Origin of the sequence: Pectobacterium fontis, from assembly GCF_000803215.1 — a bacterium.
Lineage (GTDB): Bacteria > Pseudomonadota > Gammaproteobacteria > Enterobacterales > Enterobacteriaceae > Pectobacterium > Pectobacterium fontis.
Genome location: NZ_JSXC01000043.1, coordinates 57,792 through 79,947 on the forward strand (window position 1 = coordinate 57,792; position 22,156 = coordinate 79,947).

Here is a 22,156-nt window from a genome sequence, read left to right on the forward strand (position 1 = left end):
TAAGATCACGACTTCATAACTATCGAAGAGTTATTTATGGTTAATCAAATTTTATCAGGGATAGTGGGTGCATTTCTGTTAATGCTGTCACCATTAGTGCAGGCACATGCTCATTTCCCAGAGCCGAAAGAAGGTGATTGGATCGCATCCGAATTTACCTTCAACAGTGGCGAAAAATTAAAAGACTTGCGTATTCACTATTACACGATCGGCGATAAATCCAAGCCCGCGGTGTTATTACTGCATGGGACAAATCAGCCGATTAACGCTCTGTTAGCCAATGGTTTTGGCGGAGAGCTTTTTGGGCCAGGCCAGGCACTGGATAGCAGTAAATACTTTATTATTATGCCGGAGAGTATTGGCTCTGGAAAATCATCTAAACCGTCAGACGGCTTACGGATGAAATTCCCTCAGTATGATTATAACGATATGGTGCAGGCACAATATCGCTTAGTCAAAGAAGGGCTGGGCATTAACCACTTGCGTCTGGTGATGGGATATTCCATGGGCGGCATGCAAACCTGGCTCTGGGGGGAAAAATACCCGGACATGATGGATGCGCTGGTGCCAATGGCATCGCTGCCAAATGAGTTGTCTGGCCGTAATTGGATGATGCGTCGCATCTTGATTGAATCTATCAAGAACGATCCTACCTGGAATAATGGTGATTATACCCAGCAGCCGCCAACGCTGAAAACGGCCAGCATTATGTTCAGTATCGCCACCACGGGCGGCACACTGGCCTATCAGAGCAAAGCGCCGACGCGTGCACAGGCCGATAAATGGGTAGAAGATCGCCTTTCTGCGCCGTCGAACAGCGATGCCAATGACTTTATTTATATCTGGGGATCGTCTGCAAATTATAACGCGGCACCGGAACTGAATAAAATTAAGGCTCCTGTATTGGTGATTAACTCTGCGGATGATGAGCGTAATCCTGTTGAAACCGGCATTCTGGAGAGTGAGCTTAAGAAAATTAAGCAGGCGACACTGTTCCTTATTCCCGCCAGTAAAGAAACCAGCGGGCATGGCACGATGATGTCGGCGAAATTTTATAAAGATGAGTTGCAACATTTCTTAGAAAATAATCCGTCTCAGAAAAATAATAAAAAGTAAGTCCTAATGACCGATAGACGATAAATTTGCTGTCGGTCATTTTTTCTTTATTCGTTCCTTTATTTATTACGAATTTATTTCATTTCATGGGGATTAACGCGTCTGAAAATTGACGTATAGCCACAATGACATAAATAGCTGAACGGCTCCGCTGTAGCGCGAGTGCTTACCCTTTCTTATTTCAGACCACAGGGAAAAATTATGTTTCGTAAGATAAAGATCCGTACTGCACTTAGCATGATGGTATTTTCGTTAGCGGCGTTACTGCTTTTTGTCGGTATCTTAGGCTTGATTGCCGTTCAGTCAGGGAATAAATCTTTTGCCCGCGTCGATATAGAAGTGTTGCCGGGGCTGGTCGCGCTGAATGACAGCTCCGAACTGCTGTTGCGCGGTCGGTTGGATTTGCGTCTGTACGAATCATTAATGGGTAAAGGGGATATCGAAGCGGCTAAAGTTGCACTGGGGCGGGCCAGGGGCAAGGTCGACGGCGCGAGCGAAAAATGGCAGGAATACCTGAAATATCCACAGTCTGAAGAGGAAAAAGTCATTTCCGCAGACATGGCCGAGAAACGCAAGACGCTGATGCAGGATTTTATCGATCCGGCATTTGCGGCGCTTAACGCGGGGAATCTGGATGAATATCGCCAGCGTGCCGGAAAATCGACGGTGCTGTATGCCGCGTTTGATAAATCCTCTAAAGCGCTGGTTGCCTTCAAGTTGAAGAACATTGATGAAGCTTACGCAGAGTCGAATGGACGTGTGGAACTGATGGAAACCATCTTATGCGGTGCGCTTGCCTGTGCATTGCTGCTAGCCGCGCTGGCTTGGTCTGTGATGACCAATATGATCGTGAAACCGCTGAATCAGGCGATCGCCGTCTTTGACCGTATTGCTGAAGGTGACCTACGGGCACAGATCGATAGCAGTGGGAAAAATGAAATCGCACAGTTGTTTGCTGCCGTTCAGCGTATGCGTGACGGGCTGGAAAATATGGTGCGCGTAGTGCGTAACGGCACCGACGCGATAAGCGTAGGCGTTGAGGAAATTGCCTCCGGTAATATCGATCTTTCCAGTCGTACCGAGCAGCAGGCGGCTTCGTTGGATGAAACCGCATCAAGCATGGAACAAATCATGTCAACGGTGCATAACAACGAAGACAACACGCGTAAGGCCAACGATTTGGCGCTGAAAGCTTCTAATTCGGCTTCTCGCGGCGGGAATGTTGTCTCTGAAGTCATTGATACCATGCGTTCCATTAAGCATAGCTCAGCGAAAATCTCGGATATTGTTGGTGTGATTGATGGCATCGCCTTCCAGACTAACCTGCTGGCGTTGAATGCTGCGGTGGAGTCTGCGCGTGCAGGTCAATACGGTAAAGGCTTTGCGGTAGTTGCCTCTGAAGTGCGGATGCTCGCTGCGCGTAGCGCGACGGCAGCGAAAGAGATAGGCACAATGATTGATGATTCTCTCAGCCGTATTGAAAAGGGCGCGGGACTGGTGGAAGTGGCCGGCAACACCATGGACGAAGTGCTGATGGATGTGAAAAAGGTGGTCGATATTATGGATGAGATCACGCTGGCTTCCAGCGAGCAGAGCCGCGGCATTTCTCAAATCAATATCGCCATCAACCAGATGGATGGAGTAACGCAGCAAAATGCGTCATTGGTATCAGAAGTGGCGACATCTGCGAATTCACTTCACGAACAGGTGGTTAATCTGCAACAGTCCGTGTCCCGTTTCCAGATCGCAAGAGAAAACAAGGACATGGATAACGTGCTATCCAGCTTACGCCAGAGAGTGGCGCTAGCCGATGCCCGTTAATCGTTGAATGAGTCATGGTCTGCTTTGACCCCTGACAAACGGGTTTGTCAGGGGGGAAAAATCAGAAGCTCGTCCAGTCTCCTGAGTGTGTTGCTCCGGAAACGGCAGGAAGCATGACTTTTGGTGATGAGAGCTGGGAAGGAAAGCGTGGTGCAGTGACTGACGACCGATCGCCTGACACTTTGAATACGGAGACCGCTTTGACAAGCAGGTCGGCCTGTTCTTGCAGGCTGAGTGCCGCCGCGGCGGATTCTTCCACGAGCGCGGCATTCTGCTGTGTTGTCTGGTCCATCTGATTGACGGCGATGCCGACCTGATCAACGCCCGTAGCTTGCTCCGCGCTGGCAGAGCTAATTTCTGCCACCGTATCTGTCAACTGGCGAATAGATATCACAACTTGTTGCATGGTTTCCCCTGCTTTATTCGCCAGTTCGGAGCCTTGTCCTGCGCGCTCTACGCTTGCCATAATCAGGTTTTTAATCTCTTTTGCCGCCTCCGCACTGCGCTGCGCCAGATTACGCACTTCCCCAGCGACAACCGCAAACCCACGCCCTTGCTCGCCTGCTCGGGCTGCTTCTACTGCGGCGTTGAGAGCCAGTATGTTGGTTTGAAAGGCAATACTGTCAATGACATTGATGATATCAGCAATGCTGTGGGAACTTTCATTAATGGTTTTCATCGTTTCTACGACGTCATTAACGACTTCTCCCCCTTGCTGTGCCACCGTACTGGCATTTTTGGCAAGTTGGTCTGCCTGACGAGCGTTATCGGCGTTATTCTTCACCGTCATGCCCAGTTGAGTCATTGTGGAAGAGGTTTCTTCTAGTGCGCTTGCCTGTTCCTCGGTTCGGGAAGACAGATCGGCGTTGCCTTGGGCTATTTGTATACTTGCGGTGGCGACACTTTCTGCATTATCCCTGACGGTGACGACCGTTCTGGTCAGAGAGGATTGCATGTCCCGCATTGCGGTCAGCAACTGGCCTACCTCATCACGGCTATCAACGTCAATCGTTCCGCGCAGGTCACCTTCGCCAATGCGTTGGGCGGAAGATAACGCAAGGGATAGCGGGGCTGTCACACTACGAGTCAGCAGCCAGGCAATCAGGACTCCCAAAATGGCTGAGAATATGGACAATAATATTGTCCAGAAAAGTGCTTCGGAAATATATGATGCCGTATCACCTTTGGCCTCATGGAGATTCTTTTGTTGATAATCGATCAGTTCACCCAGTGTGGCGAAGTAGATTTTCTGAATTTTAGCGACGTCATTGAATAAGAACGCTGTGGCTTGTTCATCTGTTCCGTCAAGTGCATAGGCTAACGCTTGATTAATGGTGACGCCATATTGCTTTCTTATATCAAGTAGTTGTTCGAATAGTTCTCGGCCTTTACCAAATTTTATTATATTGTCCAGATGTTTGTATATATCGGCTGAGTTATTCGTTGTTGCCTCGATAATTTTCATTAAATCCTGTTTTTCCTGACGTTTATCGCTGGGAAGCAGGATAATATCTCGTACTGTTCGGACGTTCTCATTCAAATGATCTCTGATATCACGTAACAGATTGGATTTAACCATTCTGTCTTCTGTGATGATATCAACCTCTTTCCCGATATTTTTCATAAAGAAATATTCGAGAGATGACAACGTTAACGTTAGCGTAATCAGTAACCCAAATCCCAGAAAGAGTCGGCTGCCAATTTTCATATTTTTCAAAAAATTCATTATGGGTATTCATCCTTCTTTATACTATGCATATTTTTTTCACACATAATGATCTTTCTAAAGTATATATCCTAAATAATTCGAGTTTCAGAACAAAACGTTAGCGTTTTGAATAACGCAACGCCTTGGCACGCAAGGACGAGGCTGATTTATAAGCTTCGTAACGCGGCAATCGCAGGAATCTCAGGTTAGTGATTCGGAGGACTGAAGGCGGCCAACGCACATGCAACTTGAAATATGACGGGTATAGAAAGACTCATCTTTTACGTTGCAATGGAATCTATCACCCTGATATTGAGGTCAGGGTTGATGAATTAGCCGTATTCTTTTCCTTCCGTAGGCATTTCCCTGGCGTTATTCTCCTATTCAATTTAACGCCACTGGATGTGATGGCAGCGGATTGTTTTTTCTCATTATATTTCATTGTATTAGTTTTCCCATGGTGTTGGCTGAAAGGTCAGTTAAGGCCTGTGCAAGTTTGAAACATGAGCCGAGTATTATTTTTATACAGATACGAAAAGGTGCATTATCTGTTAATTTATAGTCTATCGCTATAGTAATCTTATTATTGATCGAATTCACCAATCATTAAGCCGTTTAATTTTTCATATTCGATCGTTAATTTCTATCAAAAAATAAGCAGCTAAACGATTAGGCGTGAAATGGAATTTTTTGTAACGTTATTTTTACAATTTTAGGTGGTGAATTTTTACTTAAGGAGACAGAGATAGCGGTAACCATGTGAGTCAACAGGCAAATAACGGATATAAAATATATCCGTCATGCTTCACGCCGCAGGTGTATTAATCGCGTTACGTGGGCATCGTCCTAAAGAGCAGACGCTTCGCAATGAAAAAGCCCCGTTTTGCAACGAGGCTTCAGTACGCTTCATGCTATCGCTGAAGCCGATTAGTGGTTACAACGCAGCGATAACCGTTTGCTGTTCCAGCAGTTTGGCTTTCGCGACGGCGTAGCCGTCCAGTTTCTCACGCTCTTTGGCAACGACGGCTTCCGGTGCGCGCGCCACAAAACCTTCGTTGGACAGCTTGCTTTCGATGCGGCCAATCTCGGCTTCGATTTTCGCCACTTCTTTCGCCAGACGATCCAACTCTGCGTCTTTGTCGATCAGACCCGCCATCGGGATTAACAGCTCGGCGCCATCAATGAGTTTTGTGACGGAAACCGGACCTTTATCGCCCGCAGGTAGCAACGTGATGCTTTCCAGACGCGCCAGCGTTTGAATGAAGCTACGATTCTCTTCCACGCGACGTTGCGCTTCAGCCGTGGCATCACGCAGCAACACTTCGAGTGGTTTACCCGGCGCAATGTTCATTTCCGCACGAATATTACGTACCGCGATAATCGCCTGCTTGATCCACTCCAGATCGTTCAACGCCAGCGTATCTTCCTGCGCAGCATCGAACTCAGGGAACGGTTGCAGCATGATGGTGTCTGCACTGATGCCTTTCAGCGCTTTGACGCGCAGCCAGATGGTTTCGGTAATGAACGGAATAATCGGGTGTGCCAGACGTAGCAGTGCTTCCAGTACGGTCACCAGCGTATGGCGCGTACCGCGCAGCTCCGCTTCCGATCCGCCGTTCATTACAGGCTTCGTCAGTTCCAGATACCAGTCACAGAATTGGTTCCAGGTGAACTCATACAGAATACCGGCAGCAATATCAAAGCGATAGCCGTCCAGCGCGTCGCGATAAGCTTTTACCGTACGGTTGAATTCCGCCAGAATCCAGCGGTCAGCCAGCGATAACACTTTCTCGCCCGCGCCAAAACCACAGTCCTGATCTTCAGTGTTCATCAGTACGAAACGGCTGGCATTCCACAGCTTGTTACAGAAGTTGCGATAACCTTCCAGACGCTTCATATCCCAGTTGATGTCACGGCCAGTTGAGGCCAGCGCCGCCAGCGTGAAGCGCAGGGCATCCGTACCGTGAGGCTCGATGCCGTTCGGGAATTGCTTCTCGGTACGTTTGCGGATCTTTTCCGCCAACTGCGGCTGCATCATGTTGCCGGTACGTTTTTCCAGCAGCGCTTCCAGTGAAATACCGTCCACCATATCCAGCGGGTCGATTACGTTCCCTTTGGATTTGGACATCTTCTGGCCTTCTTCATCACGGATCAGGCCGGTCATGTAGACGGTGTGGAATGGCACCTGTGGCTTGCCGTCTTCATCTTTGATGAAGTGCATGGTCAGCATGATCATGCGGGCAATCCAGAAGAAGATGATGTCGAAACCGCTGACCATCACGCTGCTTGGGTGGAAGGCTTTCAGATCTGGCGTTTGCTCCGGCCAGCCCAGCGTAGAGAACGTCCACAACCCGGATGAGAACCAGGTATCCAGTACGTCTTCGTCCTGATGCAGAACGACATCGTCAGCGAGGTTGTTTTCACTGCGAACTTCCGCTTCGCTGCGGCCCACATAGACGTTGCCGTTGGCGTCGTACCAGGCTGGGATACGGTGGCCCCACCACAGTTGACGGGAGATACACCAGTCCTGAATATCGCGCATCCAACTGAAGTACATGTTTTCGTACTGTTTTGGCACGAACTGAATGCGGCCATCTTCTACGGCTTCTACCGCCGGTTTAGCCAGTACGGCCGCGCGCACGTACCATTGGTCGGTCAGCATCGGTTCGATCACCACGCCGCCACGGTCGCCGTAAGGCACGGTCAGGTCGTGCGCTTTGATCTCTTCCAACAGGCCGAGTTCATCGAATGCGGCGACCAGCGCTTTACGCGCGGCAAAACGCTCCAGACCCTGAAAGGCTTCTGGAATGTCGCTGCTGTAAACGGTGCTGGCTTCGCCATTGGTATCAAAAATTTCAGCGCTCTGGCGGATATCACCGTCGAACGTCAGGATGTTCACCATTGGCAACTGGTGGCGTTTACCGACTTCGTAGTCGTTGAAGTCGTGCGCTGGCGTGATCTTCACGCAGCCCGTACCTTTTTCCATGTCGGCATGTTCGTCACCGACGATTGGGATACGACGGCCAATCAGCGGCAGGATGACTGCTTTGCCGATCAGATCTTTATAACGTGGATCTTCCGGGTTAACGGCAACACCGGTATCACCCAGCATGGTTTCCGGGCGCGTAGTGGCGACGACCAGATAGTCTTTTCCTTCGGCGGTTTTCACGCCATCGGCCAGCGGATAGCGCAGGTGCCACATCGATCCTTTCACTTCACGGTTTTCGACTTCCAGATCGGAAATCGCGGTGCGCAGTTTCGGATCCCAGTTCACCAGACGTTTACCGCGGTAAATCAGATCTTCCTTATACAGACGGACGAACACTTCTTTCACCGCGTTGGACAGGCCTTCATCCATGGTGAAGCGCTCGCGCTCCCAATCAACAGAGTTGCCCAGACGGCGCATCTGACGGGTAATATTGCCGCCAGATTCGCCTTTCCACTGCCAGATTTTGTCGATGAACGCTTCACGACCGTAATCGTGGCGCGTTTTGCCTTCTTCTGCGGCGATCTTACGCTCCACCACCATCTGTGTGGCGATACCGGCGTGGTCGGTGCCCGCCTGCCACAGGGTGTTTTTGCCCTGCATACGCTGGTAGCGGATCAACGTATCCATAATGGTTTGCTGGAAAGCATGACCCATATGCAAGCTGCCGGTGACGTTGGGCGGCGGGATCATGATGCTGAAGCTGTCTTTACTCGTGTCGCCGTGCGGCTTGAAGTAGCCTTGCTTTTCCCAGAGTTCGTAGAGCGGCTGCTCGATATCTTGCGGGTTATATTTCGTTTCCATTATGCTCAAAATTCAGTGAGTTGGCGGCGTAGCCGTGGTCAATTGGAAGCCGACGCTGCGATAGGTTTTATAACGGTCGCGCGCCAACTGTTTCAGGGATTCTTCGTAAGGAACAAAGTCTATCACTTCATGGAAAGCGGTGGCAAAATCTGCGAACTGTGGCAACAGGCTGATCAGCAGATCCCGAGGCGCGTTGCCACGCCGCTGCGGCCAGGCCAGCTCGACCGGCGCCCCGTGACGCGGCCCTTCGCCCGCCAGATTGTGCGGCACGAACGCATTGGGATCGCGCTGCCACAGTGCTTCGTCCAGCCTGATGGCCTGCTGCTCGTCTTCGCAGGCAATCAGCACGCGCTTTCCGGCTCGCCAACGTTCTGCCGCCAGATCGCAGGCCAGTGCCTCATGGGCGCTGAGCTCACCGCTTTTGCTGTCGTGTTCGAGAAGATAGAACGTTGCGTTTTTCATGGTTTACACTATTGATAAGGGCCGGAATATCCGGCCCGATTATACTCATCATACTTCATGTAGCCTGTGTGCGGGCTACGTTATTCTACGTCGTTCTGCCCCGCTCGGTTAAGCAGGAACTGTGATAACAGCGCGACCGGACGACCCGTTGCCCCTTTGCCTTTACCGGAACGCCAGGCTGTACCCGCGATATCCAGATGCGCCCAGCTATACTTACGTGTAAAGCGCGACAGGAAGCAGCCTGCGGTAATCGCCCCACCCGGACGACCACCAATGTTCGCCATATCGGCAAAATTGGATTCCAACTGTTCCTGAAACTCGTCGGTCAGCGGCAGACGCCACGCGCGATCGCCAGACTGCTCGGACGCGCTCAACAGCTCGTGCGCCAGCGGATTGTGGTTCGCCATCAGTCCGGTGATGTGGTGCCCCAGCGCAATCACGCACGCGCCGGTCAGCGTTGCGACGTCAATCACCACGTCCGGCTCATAGCGTTCAACGTAGGTCAGCGCATCACACAAGACCAGACGGCCTTCCGCATCGGTGTTCAGCACTTCAACCGTTTGACCGGACATGGTGGTCAGCACATCGCCTGGACGGTAGGCGCGTCCATCGACCATGTTTTCACACCCCGCCAGCACGCCGATGATGTTCAACGGCAGCGCCAGCTCGGCGGCCATACGCATCACGCCGTAAACGGTGGCCGCGCCACACATGTCGTATTTCATTTCGTCCATGCTATCGGCAGGCTTGATGGAGATACCGCCGGAATCGAACGTTAGCCCTTTGCCTACCAGCACAATCGGGCGGGTTTCCGGGTTCGGATCGCCTTTATATTCGATCACAGACATCAGCGATTCATTCTGCGAGCCTTGGCCGACGGCCAGATAGGCGTTCATGCCCAGCTCTTTCATCTGCTGTTCGCCAATCACCCGCGTGATGATGTTCTGGCTGTAGGTGTCGGCCAACTGGCGCGCCTGCGAGGCCAGATAGGCGGCATTACAGATATTCGGCGGCATATTGCCGAGATCTTTGGCGGCTTTGATGCCCGCAGCAATCGCCAGACCATGCTGAATCGCGCGCTCGCCGCTGGTCAGTTCACGACGCGTCGGCACGTTGAACACCATTTTGCGTAGCGGGCGGCGCAGCTCAACCTTGTTGCTCTTAAGCTGATCGAAGGTATATAGCGTTTCTTTTGCGGTTTCGACCGCCTGACGCACTTTCCAGTACGTGTTACGGCCTTTCACATGCAGTTCGGTCAGGAAACAGACCGCTTCCATCGAACCGGTTTCGTTCAGGGCGTTGATCGTTTTCTGAATCACCTGTTTGTACTGGCGTTCATCCAGTTCGCGCTCTTTACCGCAACCAATCAGCAGAATGCGCTCGGAAAGAATGTTAGGTACATGGTGCAAAAGCAGTGATTGCCCCACTTTGCCTTCTAATTCACCACGGCGGAGCAACGCGCTGATGTAGCCGTCGCTGATTTTATCGAGTTGTTCGGCAATAGGGGACAGACGACGCGGTTCAAACACGCCGACGACAATGCAGGCACTGCGTTGTTTTTCCGGGCTACCGCTTTTTACGCTGAACTCCATGTACTCTCCTGAATCTTAAAGACAAAGGCGGGGGCAACGACTAGAATGTGACACGCCGTAATACTTTCCCGCCGTTGCGTTAACATAACCTGTGTTAATCTTAACGACGTAGTGAACCTGTTTTGGTGACTATAAGCAGGTTCTGATACAACTGCTCAAACGCAGTATGTTGTAATATACCCATCATACTTCACGCTGCATGTGCGTTGGCTTTCCTCGTTCACCCCAGTCACTTACTGGTGTAAGCTCCCGGGGATTCACTGTGTCGCCGCCTTCCTGCAACGCGAATTATTTAGGGTAGGTTTTGACTAAGAGGGCTGCCAAAAATGAGTATAAATGGCGCGTTAGCGAAGAAACTATCGATTTTCCTGCAAAAAGACAAGTTTTCACAGGCGTAATTAAGCGTGATCATCATACGATATCTGGTACGGGAAACCTTTAAGAGCCAACTGGCCATCCTTTTCATTCTGTTACTGATTTTCTTTTGTCAGAAATTAGTGCGGATACTGGGCGCCGCGGTTGATGGTGAAATCCCGACAAATTTGGTTCTCTCCCTGTTGGGCTTGGGTGTGCCGGAGATGGTGCAGCTTATCCTGCCATTGAGCCTGTTTCTTGGTGTGTTGATGACGTTTGGCCGCCTCTATGCGGAAAGCGAAATCACCGTCATGCACGCCTGCGGGCTGGGCAAACGTGTGTTACTGCAAGCTGCGCTGACCTTAGCCGTGTTCACAGCCACCCTCGCGACGATTAACGTTACATGGCTCAGCCCGTGGTCTTCCCGACATCAGGAAGAAGTGCTGGCGGAAGCGAAGGCGAATCCCGGCATGGCGGCGCTGGTAGAAGGACAGTTCCAGTCTGCACAAGGCGGCAACGCGGTACTGTTTGTTGGCAATGTTAAAGGATCGGCGTTTGAACACGTCTTTCTGGCACAACTGCGCCCGAGTGGTAATGCACGGCCTTCTGTTGTGGTAGCCGATCGTGGTCATATCACGCAAAACGGGGACGGCACGCAGGTCGTGATGTTAGATAACGGTTCGCGTTATGAAGGCACGGCGCTTTTGCGTGATTTTCGTATCACGGATTTCACCAATTATCAGGCCGTGATTGGTCACCAGGCCGTGACGCTCAATAATAGCGACGTACAGCAAATGGATATGCAAACCCTTTGGCATTCCGATGCGCACGATGCGCGCGCCGAGTTCCACTGGCGGCTGACACTGATTGTTTCCGTACTGATTATGGCGCTGATGGTGGTGCCGCTAAGCGTGGTGAATCCACGTCAGGGTAGGGTGCTGAGTATGCTGCCTGCGATGCTGCTGTACCTGATTTTCTTCCTGCTGCAAAGTTCGCTGCGTTCTAATGCCAGTAAAGGAAAAATCGATCCGATGGTATGGGTCTGGCTGACGAACCTGATGTACTTTGGCATCGCGCTGATGCTTAATCTCTGGGATACCGTGCCGATGCGCAAAGTGCGCGCCCGCTTTAAGCCTCTTACTCTGAAAACGCAAGGAGCGGCCTGATGTTTGGTGTATTAGACCGCTATATCGGCAAAACGATTTTCACCACTATCATGACGACGCTGTTCATGCTGGTGTCGCTCTCCGGCATTATCAAGTTTGTTGACCAGTTGCGTAAAGTTGGGCAAGGCGAGTATTCGGCGCTGGGCGCGGGGCTGTTCACGCTGCTCAGTGTACCCAAGGACATTGAGGTCTTCTTCCCCATGGCGGCGCTGCTTGGCGCATTACTTGGGCTGGGTCAGCTTGCGACTCGCAGTGAACTGGTGGTGATGCAGGCGTCTGGCTTTACCCGCTTGCAGATTGCGACTGCCGTGATGAAAACCGCGATCCCGCTGGTATTGTTGACGATGGCGATTGGCGAATGGGTTTCTCCGCAGGGGGAACAGATGGCGCGTAACTATCGTTCTCAGATGATCTCTGGTGGATCGATGATCTCTACGCAAGGTGGACTGTGGGCAAAAGACGGCAATGACTTTATCTATATCGAACGGGTCGTGGGTAATAAAGAACTGTCTGGCGTCAATATTTATCACTTTGACGATAGTAACAAGCTGCTATCCGTGCGCTATGCCGCTTCTGCCAAGTTTGAAGATGCAAGGAATGTCTGGAAACTTTCTCAGGTTGATGAATCTGATTTGAGCGACGGCAAACAAATTGGGGGCAGCCAGACGTTTAGCGGAGAATGGAAAACTAACCTGACGCCCGACAAGCTGGGCGTAGTGGCGCTGGAGCCGAATGCGCTATCGATCCGTGGGTTATATGATTACGCCAAATACCTGAAACAAAGTGGTCAGGAGGCGAGTCGTTACCAATTGAACATGTGGAGCAAAATCTTTGCACCGGTTTCGGTGGCGGTGATGATGCTTATGGCCGTCTCGTTTATCTTTGGCCCGCTGCGTAGCGTGTCGGCAGGTTCACGTATCGTGATTGGTATCAGCTTCGGCTTCTTCTTCTACCTGCTGAATGAGATTTTCCGTCCACTCAGTCTGGTCTACGGCATTCCCCCCATTTTGGGAGCGATCTTGCCCAGTTCGGTTTTTTTGTGTATCAGCGTAGCGCTGTTGCTGAAACGCCGATAGCACTAACGACATCAGAGAAAGCGCCGGGCGGGTTCACCCTCGGCGCTTTTTTATTTGGCGCACACCGCGAGGCGTTGATAAAACGGGTCTTTCATCCCGTTCTGATTTTTCGAACAGCGCGATGAGTTTTTTGCGCTATCTTATTTACCCCCGCCCGTTACACTTTCCTTATCAGAAATGCAGGAGGAAAGAACATGATCTATTTACGTCAAGCGCAAGATCGAGGACATGCGAATCACGGCTGGCTCGATAGCTGGCACACGTTCTCATTTGCCGATTATTACGATCCTGATTTCATGGGGTTTTCGGCACTGCGCGTCATTAATGAAGACTATATCGAAGGCGGGCAGGGGTTCGGTACACATCCGCACAAAGATATGGAAATTCTGACCTATGTATTGTCCGGTGCCGTAGAGCATCAGGACAGCATGGGAAATAAAGAGCAGGTGCCCGCAGGCGAGTTCCAGATCATGAGTGCGGGAACGGGTATTCGTCACTCGGAATACAATGCCAGCAAAGATGAGCAACTGCATCTGTACCAAATCTGGATTATCCCGGAAAAAACCGGGTTAACGCCGCGCTACGAGCAAAAACGCTTTGATGTGCAGCAAGGGCGTCAACTGGTGCTGTCGCCGGATGCGCGCGATGGTTCGCTGAAAGTCTTTCAGGACATGACGCTATGGCGTTGGGCGCTGAAAGCGCAGGAACAATCGGTGTATCAGATTCAGGCCGATCGTCGTGTCTGGATTCAGGTGGTACGCGGTACGGTCGAAATTAACGGTCAGAAAGCGCAAGCCAGCGATGCGTTTGCTGTCTGGGACGAAACGGCGATCTCCGTACAGGCCAGTGAAGACAGCGAAATCCTGCTGTTTGATTTACCGCCGGTATAATGACGAGTGAGAAAATGAAGAAGCCCGCGTAGGAAAAGACGCGGGCTTTTTATTTGTCACTGCCTGACGCCATCCTTCAGATTCTGCCCCTTTGCCTTTACTTTCTTCACGTTTTTTTTGCTAAACTTAGCTTACTGTTTTTCAGGCATTTTTAGTCGACGATGAAGAAGAAAAGACCCGTTCTCCAGGATGTCGCTGATCGCGTGGGGATTACCAAAATGACGGTAAGCCGCTATTTGCGTAATCCCACACAGGTGTCAGCCGCGTTGCAGGAAAAGATTGCTATTGCGTTGGATGAGCTGGGCTATATCCCTAATCTGGCACCGAATATGCTCGCCAGTTCGACCAGTCGGGCGATTGGTGTGCTATTGCCGTCATTAACCAATCAGGTTTTCGCCGAGGTCTTACGTGGGATCGAACGCACCGCAGAGGCGCACGGTTACCAAACCATGCTGGCGCACTATGGCTATCATCCTGACAGAGAAGAGCAACGCCTGACTTCACTGCTCTCGTATCACATTGACGGGCTGATTCTGGCTGAACGTACCCACACGCCGCGAACGCGCCAGATGCTGGATGTCGCGGGTATTCCGGTGGTGGAGCTGATGGATTCTGTCTCTCCCTGTCTGGATATGGCCGTCGGGTTTGATAACGTTGAAGCCGCCCGCCAGATGACGCTGCGCATGGTGGCGCTGGGGCATCGTCATATCGTCTATCTCGGGGCGCGGCAGGATGAACGCACGATTATGCGCTGCCGGGGCTATGAACAGGCGATGTGGGAAAGTGAACTCAAAAGCTATTGTGTGATGAGCGAACGGGCGTCCTCCTATTCGCTCGGTGGCGAACTGCTGCGACAGACGCAGGCGGAATACCCGCAGGTCGATAGCGTATTTTGCACCAATGACGATTTAGCCGTCGGCGCGATGTTTGAATGTCAGCGCCAGGGACTGCGTGTACCGCAAGACATCGGCGTCGCGGGTTTCCACGGGCATGACATTGGGCAGGCGATGGTGCCGAAATTGGCGAGTGTGCTGACGCCGCGTGAGCACATGGGGCGCGTCGGAACCGAGCGTCTGCTGGCGCGTCTGCGCGGCGAGCCAGTCGCGCAGGACATGATCGATGTCGGCTTTACCGTGCTGGATGGCGAGAGCCTTTAACCGTGGCGTTAGCCTGCGGCTCGCAGTGCGTCAACGCAGCGCTGTACGACCTCTTCTCGCGTGCCGTCAATATCGACTTTCAGAACATCGGGTTCATCGTTGCCCGGTTCTTCCAGCGCATCGAACTGACTTTTTAGCAATTCTGTCGGCATGAAGTGGCCGGCTCTGGCTTTGTGACGCTCCAGCACCAGTTCAAAGCTGCCTTTCAAATAGAGAAACACCATCTTCTCATTTCCTGCGCGCAGGCGGTCACGGTAACGCTTTTTCAGCGCGGAACAGACGATGATGCCCGTTTCGTTTTTGTGCGCCAGGCTGTAGGCGACATCGCTAAGCCGTTCCAGCCAGGGAGCGCGGTCATCATCATTCAAGGGTGTGCCGCTGGCCATTTTCTGGATATTTGCGCGCGGATGCAGATCGTCGCCGTCAATAAACTTTGCCTGAATGGCGCGGCCAAGTTCAGCGCCCACTGAGGATTTTCCACTGCCTGATACGCCCATCAGAATAATGCTTTGACCCGACATAATTTGATCTCTATCTCAAAATGTAAATTAAATGATGCTTACTGGTTCCATACTTTAACATGTTACCCGTATCATGTTACCGGTATCAAATGATGATGTGATACGCCTCACAAACAATCAGTCAACCCAGACCGAGTGCCTTAAGAGATTATTAACGATGACAGAAATCACATCCGCCTATAGCGCCAGTGTGCTATTAACCATCGCCGCAGGTGCAGTCGCACTGCTACTGGTGCTGATTATGCGTTTCCGCGTTCACGCGTTTCTGGCGTTGACGCTGGTGAGTGTGATCACCGCGCTGGCCACGAATACCCCTTTTGAGAAACTCGTTCCTACTCTACTCAGTGGGTTCGGCAGCACATTGGCATCCGTCGCCCTGCTGGTGGGGTTAGGTGCCATGATTGGTCGTCTGCTGGAAGTGACCGGCGGCGCTAATGTGTTGGCGAATACGCTCATCAATAAATTTGGCGAGAAACGCGCACCTTTCGCGCTGGGGCTTGCTTCTTTGCTGTTCGGCTTCCCGATCTTTTTCGATGCCGGGCTGATCGTGATGCTGCCGATTATTTTCAGCGTCGCGAAACGTTTTGGTGGTTCAACGCTGACCTATGCGTTCCCGGCTGCGGGGGCATTTGCGGTGATGCACGCGTTGCTGCCGCCGCATCCGGGGCCGGTTGCGGCCAGTGAACTGCTGGGGGCCAACATTGGCCTGATGGTGCTGGTCGGGGCCGTGATTGCTTACCCCACCTGGTATCTCGGCGGTTATCTGTTTGGTCTGTGGGCGGGTAAGAAATTCCATTTACCGCTGCCGTCAACGTTCCTGACGGAAGTGAAAGCGGATGAGAACCATACGCCGCCGGCGTTTGGCGTGGTGATGTGGGTGCTGCTGCTGCCGCTGATCCTGATCTTTCTCGATACCGGACTGAATACTTTGACGGTGATGGGTATCATCAGCGGCGATAGCAGTCTGGTGCAGTTCCTGCGCATGCTGGGGAAAACGCCGATTGCGCTGCTGATTACAGTCTTGTTCGCCATGATGATGTTTAGCGGCCAGCATAGCCGTAGACACCTTGAGAAAGTCTGTGAAGGCGCGTTGGGGCCAGTCTGTTCGATTATTCTGGTCACTGGTGCGGGTGGGATGTTTGGCGGCGTGTTGCGTTCCAGCGGTATTGGCGATGCGCTGTCGGGCGCGCTGGCAGATACAGGGATGCCGGTGATCGTGGCGGCGTTTGTGGTGTCTGCGGCACTGCGCGTGGCGCAGGGTTCCGCCACCGTCGCGCTGACGACGACGGCCGCGCTGATGGCGCCCGCGGTGGCGGCAACGCCCGGCCTTAGCCAGTTCGATATTTGTTTTATTGTGGTGGCGATTGCGGGCGGTGCGACCGTGCTGTCGCATGTGAACGATTCCGGCTTCTGGCTGGTGGGGCGTTTCCTCGAAATGGATGAGAAAACCACCCTGAAAACCTGGACGGTGATGGAAACGCTGCTCGGCACCATCGCGTTCCTGATAGCGTTGGTGGGGAGTATTTTCCTCTGATGTGTTTAGCCCCTCCTTATGGAGGGGGCTTTTAGTCACATTTTTTATGCCGACGAAGAGACGGTTTCGTGCGCGATAATGTCGTTATTTTCATGCTACTTCGTAGCACGCGCCCGACATGGGGCGGCTCAAACGCCACTCGCCCCATGACCCCAGGCTTCTGGCTAAATTATGCCGCTACGCGGTGCCATCGGCGTTCATGACCACCTTTCGAGCCGACGTTGACGCGCTCCCGGCGCGGCACCGTCTTTCGCGGCGTCCTTGCCGCTCACTCGGTGGTCATGCCCACCGCTGCATAATTTTTACGCCAGACAACGTCAACCCCATAATCATTTGCGCATTTATGTATAAGACTGCGAGGAAAACGGCGCGGTTATAACTTCATATAAGCACGTACGCCGTCGAGGAACATCTGCGTCGATAGCATGACCAGAATCAGCCCCATCAATTTCTCCAGCGCGCTCACGCCTTTCTCACCCAGCAAACGCAAGAACACATCTGACATCAGCAGGATGATGAACGAGATCGTCCAGGCGATAAACAGCGCCAGCGTTAGGTGCGGCAACTGATTAGGGTACTGGTGAGACAGCAGCATCAGCGCGGCGAGGATCGATGGCCCCGCCACCAGCGGAATCGCCATCGGCACCAGAAACGGCTCTTCTCCGGCGGGTAGACCGCTGCTGTTGCCTTCCTGCGAGGGGAAAATCATACGAATCGCGATCAGGAATAGCACAATACCGCCGGAAATCGACACGGTTTCGGTGCGTAGATTCAGGAACGCCAGAATGCGTTCGCCCGCGAACAGGAAAACCAGCATCAGCCCGAGCGCGATCAGCATTTCACGAATCAGCACCACGCGTCGCCGCTTCGGGTCGAGATGCTTGAGCACGGACATAAAAATCGGCAGGTTGCCGAGTGGATCCATAATGAGCAACAGCAGTACCGTTGCGGAGATCATTTCTGTCATGGTGGTGTAAACCTTATTTTCTGAGCGGCCCCTCTTCACGGGCGGGCCAACGTTGTTATCCTGTACGCGGTCGATGATATTAGAATGACTGCTGAAAAATGCCGTACTATCGAATAAATTCACTTGCGACTTGATGTACATTTTGTAAGGCTGAATGACACAATTATTTACGGGTTTACGACACGACATGCGCAATCTCTGCGGCAGATCACTGAGTCAGTAATCACTAAGCGCTATCGACGTTAGCCAGAATTCTTTTTGTTACCCCCAAAGCAGGACAGTTACCATGAAAAATGTTGGTTTTATTGGCTGGCGCGGTATGGTCGGCTCGGTTCTCATGCAGCGCATGGTGGAAGAACGCGACTTTGATTTGATTCATCCGGTATTCTTTTCGACTTCTCAGCATGGCGAACCTGCACCCGCGCTGGGTGGTCATCCCGGCGTGTTGCAGGATGCTTATAATATTGAAGCGTTGCGTGCGCTGGACATCATCATTACCTGTCAGGGTGGCGATTATACCAATGAAGTCTACCCAAAGCTGCGTGAAAGTGGCTGGCAGGGCTATTGGATCGACGCTGCTTCCTCGCTGCGTATGAAAGATGACGCGATCATTATTCTGGATCCGGTTAACCACGGGGTGATTAAACAGGGTCTGGATAAAGGCATCAAAACCTTTGCCGGTGGTAACTGTACCGTCAGCCTGATGCTGATGTCACTGGGTGGCCTGTTTGCTAACAATCTGGTGGAGTGGGTGTCTGCTGCGACGTATCAGGCTGCTTCTGGCGGTGGTGCGCGTCACATGCGTGAACTGCTGAGCCAGATGGGGGCGCTGCACGGTGAAGTGGCGCAAGCGCTACAGGATCCGGCCTCTGCGATTCTGGATATCGAACGTAAAGTCACCGCGCTGACCCGTAGCGGTTCGCTGCCGACCGATAACTTCGGCGTGCCGTTGGCCGGTAGCCTGATTCCGTGGATCGACAAACAACTGGATAACGGCCAGAGCCGTGAAGAGTGGAAAGGTCAGGCGGAAACCAACAAAATTCTGGGCACCAGCAGCGTGATCCCTGTTGATGGCCTCTGCGTGCGCGTTGGCGCACTGCGCTGCCACAGCCAGGCGTTCACCATCAAACTGAAGAAAGACGTGGCGCTGCCGGAAATTGAACAACTGCTGGCAACCCACAATGACTGGGTGAAAGTGGTGCCGAACGATCGCGATATCACCATGCGCGAATTAACGCCTGCTGCGGTAACGGGCACGCTCACCACGCCAGTGGGGCGTCTGCGTAAGCTGAACATGGGGCCGGAATACCTGTCTGCCTTCACGGTCGGCGATCAGTTGCTGTGGGGAGCCGCTGAGCCGCTGCGCCGTATGCTGCGCATCCTGCTGTAGTTAACTTGCTATAGTTCTTCTGCTTTTCTGGCGCAACAGCGGTTGGGTGTTGCGCCAGTTTCATACTCACGTTATATCGGAAACAGAAATGAATGAATACCGACAGTGAAGAGGAGATACCGCAGGTATTGACCTGGAGAAAGCAGAAATTCGTTGTAACAACGAATAACGATCTACTGGATATTGATGCCATACATTGCTATTTAACGCGTTCAAGCTGGGCAACGGGCATTGATATTGATACCGTTCAGGAATCCCTTGCTAACAGCCTTAATTTCGGGTTATTCACTGAAAGTAAGCAGATTGGGCTAGCGCGTGTAGTGACGGATTTTGCGACTTTCGGTTATCTCTGTGATGTTTATGTACTGGAAGAATATCAGCAGCAAAAATTGGGAAGCTGGTTAATGGAATGCTGCCTTGACCACCCAGTGCTTAAGCGGTTGCGGCGTATTATGTTACTGACATCAACTGCACCATGGCTCTATGAAAAAGCAGGATATTCTCCGGTTAACAAAGAAAACTATGTCTGGGCGATTACTCGTCCTGATATGTATCAATCAAAGATCCATCCAGCTTTAGTAAATCCGTCAGATTAAGAGCCGTACCCTTCTATTAAGCATTGTTTTAGGCAATGCTCTTATCTCTGCCAGATCCTGATCCTCGCTACGGTAACGCGTTTATCGACGAAATTAGCCCTACAACTCTGTCGTATGATAAATAAATCTATAATATTGGGTGTTAAGTTCATTTTTATGGGGTAAGCCCCAATATGATGGATTTAAGCGTACGTGATCGACTGCGCAATACGTGTTTTTCACCATTGTGATGATTCAGTCTGGCGTCACCAACTCGCCACCAACTAGCCACGCCTTTATCCAACCCCATCATGCCACGTCATCCCGTTTCTCCAGCACCTGACGCGGTGAAATTAGCGGTACGCGTACTTCAACCCGCGTGAATTTATCCGCCTCGCTGATTACTGTAATGCCGTAGCGGTTGCCGTAGCGTGCCTTGATGCGGCGATCGACCAGATTCATGCCTAATCCATCGCCACCGCTACGGGGCTGATAGGTGCCCGCGTTATCTTCTACCGACAGTTCCAGCGTATTGGCATGCTGGCGACCACGGATGTGGATATGCCCGTTTTCAATCATCTGCGAGGTTCCGTGCTTAATCGCATTTTCGACAATCGGTTGCAGGGAAAATGCGGGTAATCGTGCTTCACGTAGCGCTTCCGGCAGTGAAATGTCTACTGTCAGGTGATCGGTAAAACGCGCCTTTTCGATTTCGAGATAGGCATTGACGTGCTCTAACTCGTCATTGAGCGACACCTCATCGTTGCTGCGCTTGAGGTTTTTACGGAAAAACGTCGAGAGAGACAGCACCAACTGGCGTGCGTGAGCAGGATCGCGCCGTATCACCGCAGACAGCGTATTCAGCGCGTTGAACAGAAAATGCGGGTTGACCTGCGCGTGCAGCAATTTGATTTCCGACTGCGCCAGCAGTTGTTTCTGCTGTTCAAAACGTCCGGTCAGAATCTGTGCGGAGAGCAGGTGGGCGATCCCTTCTCCCAGCGTGCGATTAATGCTGGAAAAGAGCTTATTCTTGGGTTCATAAAGCTTGATCGTGCCGACAACGCGCTGATCTTCACCGCGCAGAGGGATCACCAGCGTGGAGCCGAGCTTACACTGCGGCGACACTGAACAGGTATAAGACACCTCGTTGCCGTCGGCGTATACCACCTGATTGTTATCTATCGCCCGGCGCGTGTGGGATGAGGTGATGGGTGCGCCGACGTTGTGGTGGTCATCGCCCAGCCCGATGAAGGCCAGCAGCTTGTCGCGATCGGTAATCGCCACGGCACCGACCCCCAGTTCCTCATACAGAATTCGTGCCACGCGCATACTGTTCTTCGGGTTGAATCCCTGACGCAGTGCGCCTTCAGCACGAGCGGCGATTTGCAGCGCTTTGGCGGAAAAGGCTGAGGTGTATTTTTCAAAAATGGCGCGTCGGTCGAGCAGGATACGCATAAGCATCGCGGAGCCAATGCTATTGGTGATCATCATCGGCAAGGCAATGTCTTGCACCAGTTCCACCGCGTTATCAAATGGGCGGGCGACGAGCAGAATAATTGCCATTTGCAGGCATTCAGCCACCAGCGCAGTCAGACCGACGACGAGCGGCTGAAACAGCAGATCGATGCGGTTGCGGCGTGCCAGATAGCGGTGTAACAGCCCGCCAAGCAGACCTTCGGTAATCGTCGACAGCATACAGGCCAACGCCGTCATACCGCCCATCGAATAGCGGTGCAATCCGCCGGTTAATCCGACGAGAAAGCCCACTGAGGGGCCGCCCAGCATACCGCCGAGCACCGCGCCCGTTGCACGGGTATTGGCAATCGAGTCGTCGATGTGCAGGCCGAAATAGGTCCCCATAATGCAAAATACGGAAAACACCAGATAGCAGACCAGCTTGTGTGGCAGGCGGATAGTGACCTGCATCAGCGGGATGAACAGCGGTGTTTTACTCAGCAGATAAGCGATAACCAGATAAACACACATCTGCTGTAACAGGGAAAGGATCAGATCAATCTGGCTAACCATGGGCGGGGT

General features: G+C 52.2%; 16 protein-coding genes. 9 read left to right on the forward strand and 7 right to left on the reverse strand.

From position 1 onward, the window contains the following. Nucleotides 1–36 precede the first annotated feature (36 nt). Both OI69_RS15910 and OI69_RS15915 read left to right on the forward strand, forming a co-directional pair. Nucleotides 37–1,116 carry an alpha/beta fold hydrolase gene (locus OI69_RS15910; RefSeq protein ID WP_039352539.1) on the forward strand — a complete coding sequence of 360 codons (1,080 nt, stop codon included), beginning with the start codon at nucleotides 37–39 and terminating at the stop codon, nucleotides 1,114–1,116. 201 nt (nucleotides 1,117–1,317) lie between these two features. Then, entirely contained in the window at nucleotides 1,318–2,937 is a 1,620-nt protein-coding gene (locus OI69_RS15915) for a methyl-accepting chemotaxis protein (RefSeq protein WP_039352542.1), read from the forward strand. Between the two features lie 61 nt (nucleotides 2,938–2,998). On the opposite strand, the gene OI69_RS15920 is transcribed toward OI69_RS15915, so the two are convergent. The 4 genes from OI69_RS15920 to pepA form a co-directional block, all read right to left on the reverse strand. Beyond that, a complete protein-coding gene (locus OI69_RS15920) occupies nucleotides 2,999–4,663 on the reverse strand; it encodes a methyl-accepting chemotaxis protein (protein ID WP_039352545.1) in 1,665 nt (554 codons plus the stop codon). 916 nt (nucleotides 4,664–5,579) lie between these two features. Then, nucleotides 5,580–8,435, reverse strand: coding sequence for a valine--tRNA ligase (locus tag OI69_RS15925; RefSeq protein ID WP_039352549.1), 2,856 nt, complete (start codon nucleotides 8,433–8,435; stop codon nucleotides 5,580–5,582). 12 nt (nucleotides 8,436–8,447) lie between these two features. Then, complete coding sequence (locus OI69_RS15930; RefSeq protein WP_005973664.1) at nucleotides 8,448–8,897, reverse strand: DNA polymerase III subunit chi; 450 nt, start codon at nucleotides 8,895–8,897, stop codon at nucleotides 8,448–8,450. Between the two features lie 80 nt (nucleotides 8,898–8,977). Then, entirely contained in the window at nucleotides 8,978–10,489 is a 1,512-nt protein-coding gene (pepA, locus tag OI69_RS15935) for a leucyl aminopeptidase (protein ID WP_039352552.1), read from the reverse strand. A gap of 404 nt (nucleotides 10,490–10,893) precedes the next feature. Here pepA and lptF point away from each other — a divergent pair, with 404 nt between their 5' ends. The 4 genes from lptF (at nucleotide 10,894) to gntR (ending at nucleotide 15,132) form a co-directional block, all read left to right on the forward strand. Beyond that, complete coding sequence (gene lptF / locus OI69_RS15940; RefSeq protein WP_039352554.1) at nucleotides 10,894–12,009, forward strand: LPS export ABC transporter permease LptF; 1,116 nt, start codon at nucleotides 10,894–10,896, stop codon at nucleotides 12,007–12,009. Next, nucleotides 12,009–13,085, forward strand: a complete 1,077-nt coding sequence (gene lptG, locus OI69_RS15945; protein ID WP_039352557.1) for an LPS export ABC transporter permease LptG — start codon at nucleotides 12,009–12,011, stop codon at nucleotides 13,083–13,085. The genes lptF and lptG overlap by 1 nt, the downstream gene beginning before the upstream one ends. 194 nt (nucleotides 13,086–13,279) lie before the next feature. Further along, the gene (locus tag OI69_RS15950) at nucleotides 13,280–13,975 is read left to right on the forward strand and encodes a pirin family protein (RefSeq protein ID WP_039352561.1); all 696 of its coding nucleotides are present in this window, start codon (nucleotides 13,280–13,282) and stop codon (nucleotides 13,973–13,975) included. Nucleotides 13,976–14,136: 161 nt separating this feature from the next. Then, the gene (gntR, locus tag OI69_RS15955) at nucleotides 14,137–15,132 is read left to right on the forward strand and encodes a gluconate operon transcriptional repressor GntR (protein WP_039352564.1); all 996 of its coding nucleotides are present in this window, start codon (nucleotides 14,137–14,139) and stop codon (nucleotides 15,130–15,132) included. Nucleotides 15,133–15,140: 8 nt separating this feature from the next. On the opposite strand, the gene OI69_RS15960 is transcribed toward gntR, so the two are convergent. Next, the gene (locus OI69_RS15960; protein ID WP_039352567.1) at nucleotides 15,141–15,653 is read right to left on the reverse strand and encodes a gluconokinase; all 513 of its coding nucleotides are present in this window, start codon (nucleotides 15,651–15,653) and stop codon (nucleotides 15,141–15,143) included. A gap of 157 nt (nucleotides 15,654–15,810) precedes the next feature. On the opposite strand from OI69_RS15960, the gene OI69_RS15965 reads away from it, so the two are divergent. Beyond that, the gene (locus tag OI69_RS15965) at nucleotides 15,811–17,187 is read left to right on the forward strand and encodes a GntP family permease (RefSeq protein ID WP_039352570.1); all 1,377 of its coding nucleotides are present in this window, start codon (nucleotides 15,811–15,813) and stop codon (nucleotides 17,185–17,187) included. Nucleotides 17,188–17,560: 373 nt separating this feature from the next. Here the strand turns inward: OI69_RS15965 and OI69_RS15970 are convergent, their stop codons facing one another. Further along, nucleotides 17,561–18,154: a YhgN family NAAT transporter gene (locus tag OI69_RS15970; RefSeq protein WP_039352667.1), complete on the reverse strand. Its 594-nt coding sequence runs from the start codon at nucleotides 18,152–18,154 to the stop codon at nucleotides 17,561–17,563. 286 nt (nucleotides 18,155–18,440) lie between these two features. On the opposite strand from OI69_RS15970, the gene asd reads away from it, so the two are divergent. After that, complete coding sequence (gene asd / locus OI69_RS15975; RefSeq protein WP_039352573.1) at nucleotides 18,441–19,544, forward strand: aspartate-semialdehyde dehydrogenase; 1,104 nt, start codon at nucleotides 18,441–18,443, stop codon at nucleotides 19,542–19,544. A gap of 92 nt (nucleotides 19,545–19,636) precedes the next feature. Continuing rightward, a complete protein-coding gene (locus OI69_RS15980) occupies nucleotides 19,637–20,140 on the forward strand; it encodes a GNAT family N-acetyltransferase (RefSeq protein WP_039352575.1) in 504 nt (167 codons plus the stop codon). 288 nt (nucleotides 20,141–20,428) lie between these two features. Here the strand turns inward: OI69_RS15980 and OI69_RS15985 are convergent, their stop codons facing one another. Continuing rightward, the gene (locus OI69_RS15985; RefSeq protein ID WP_039352578.1) at nucleotides 20,429–22,147 is read right to left on the reverse strand and encodes a sensor histidine kinase; all 1,719 of its coding nucleotides are present in this window, start codon (nucleotides 22,145–22,147) and stop codon (nucleotides 20,429–20,431) included. Nucleotides 22,148–22,156 lie beyond the last annotated feature (9 nt).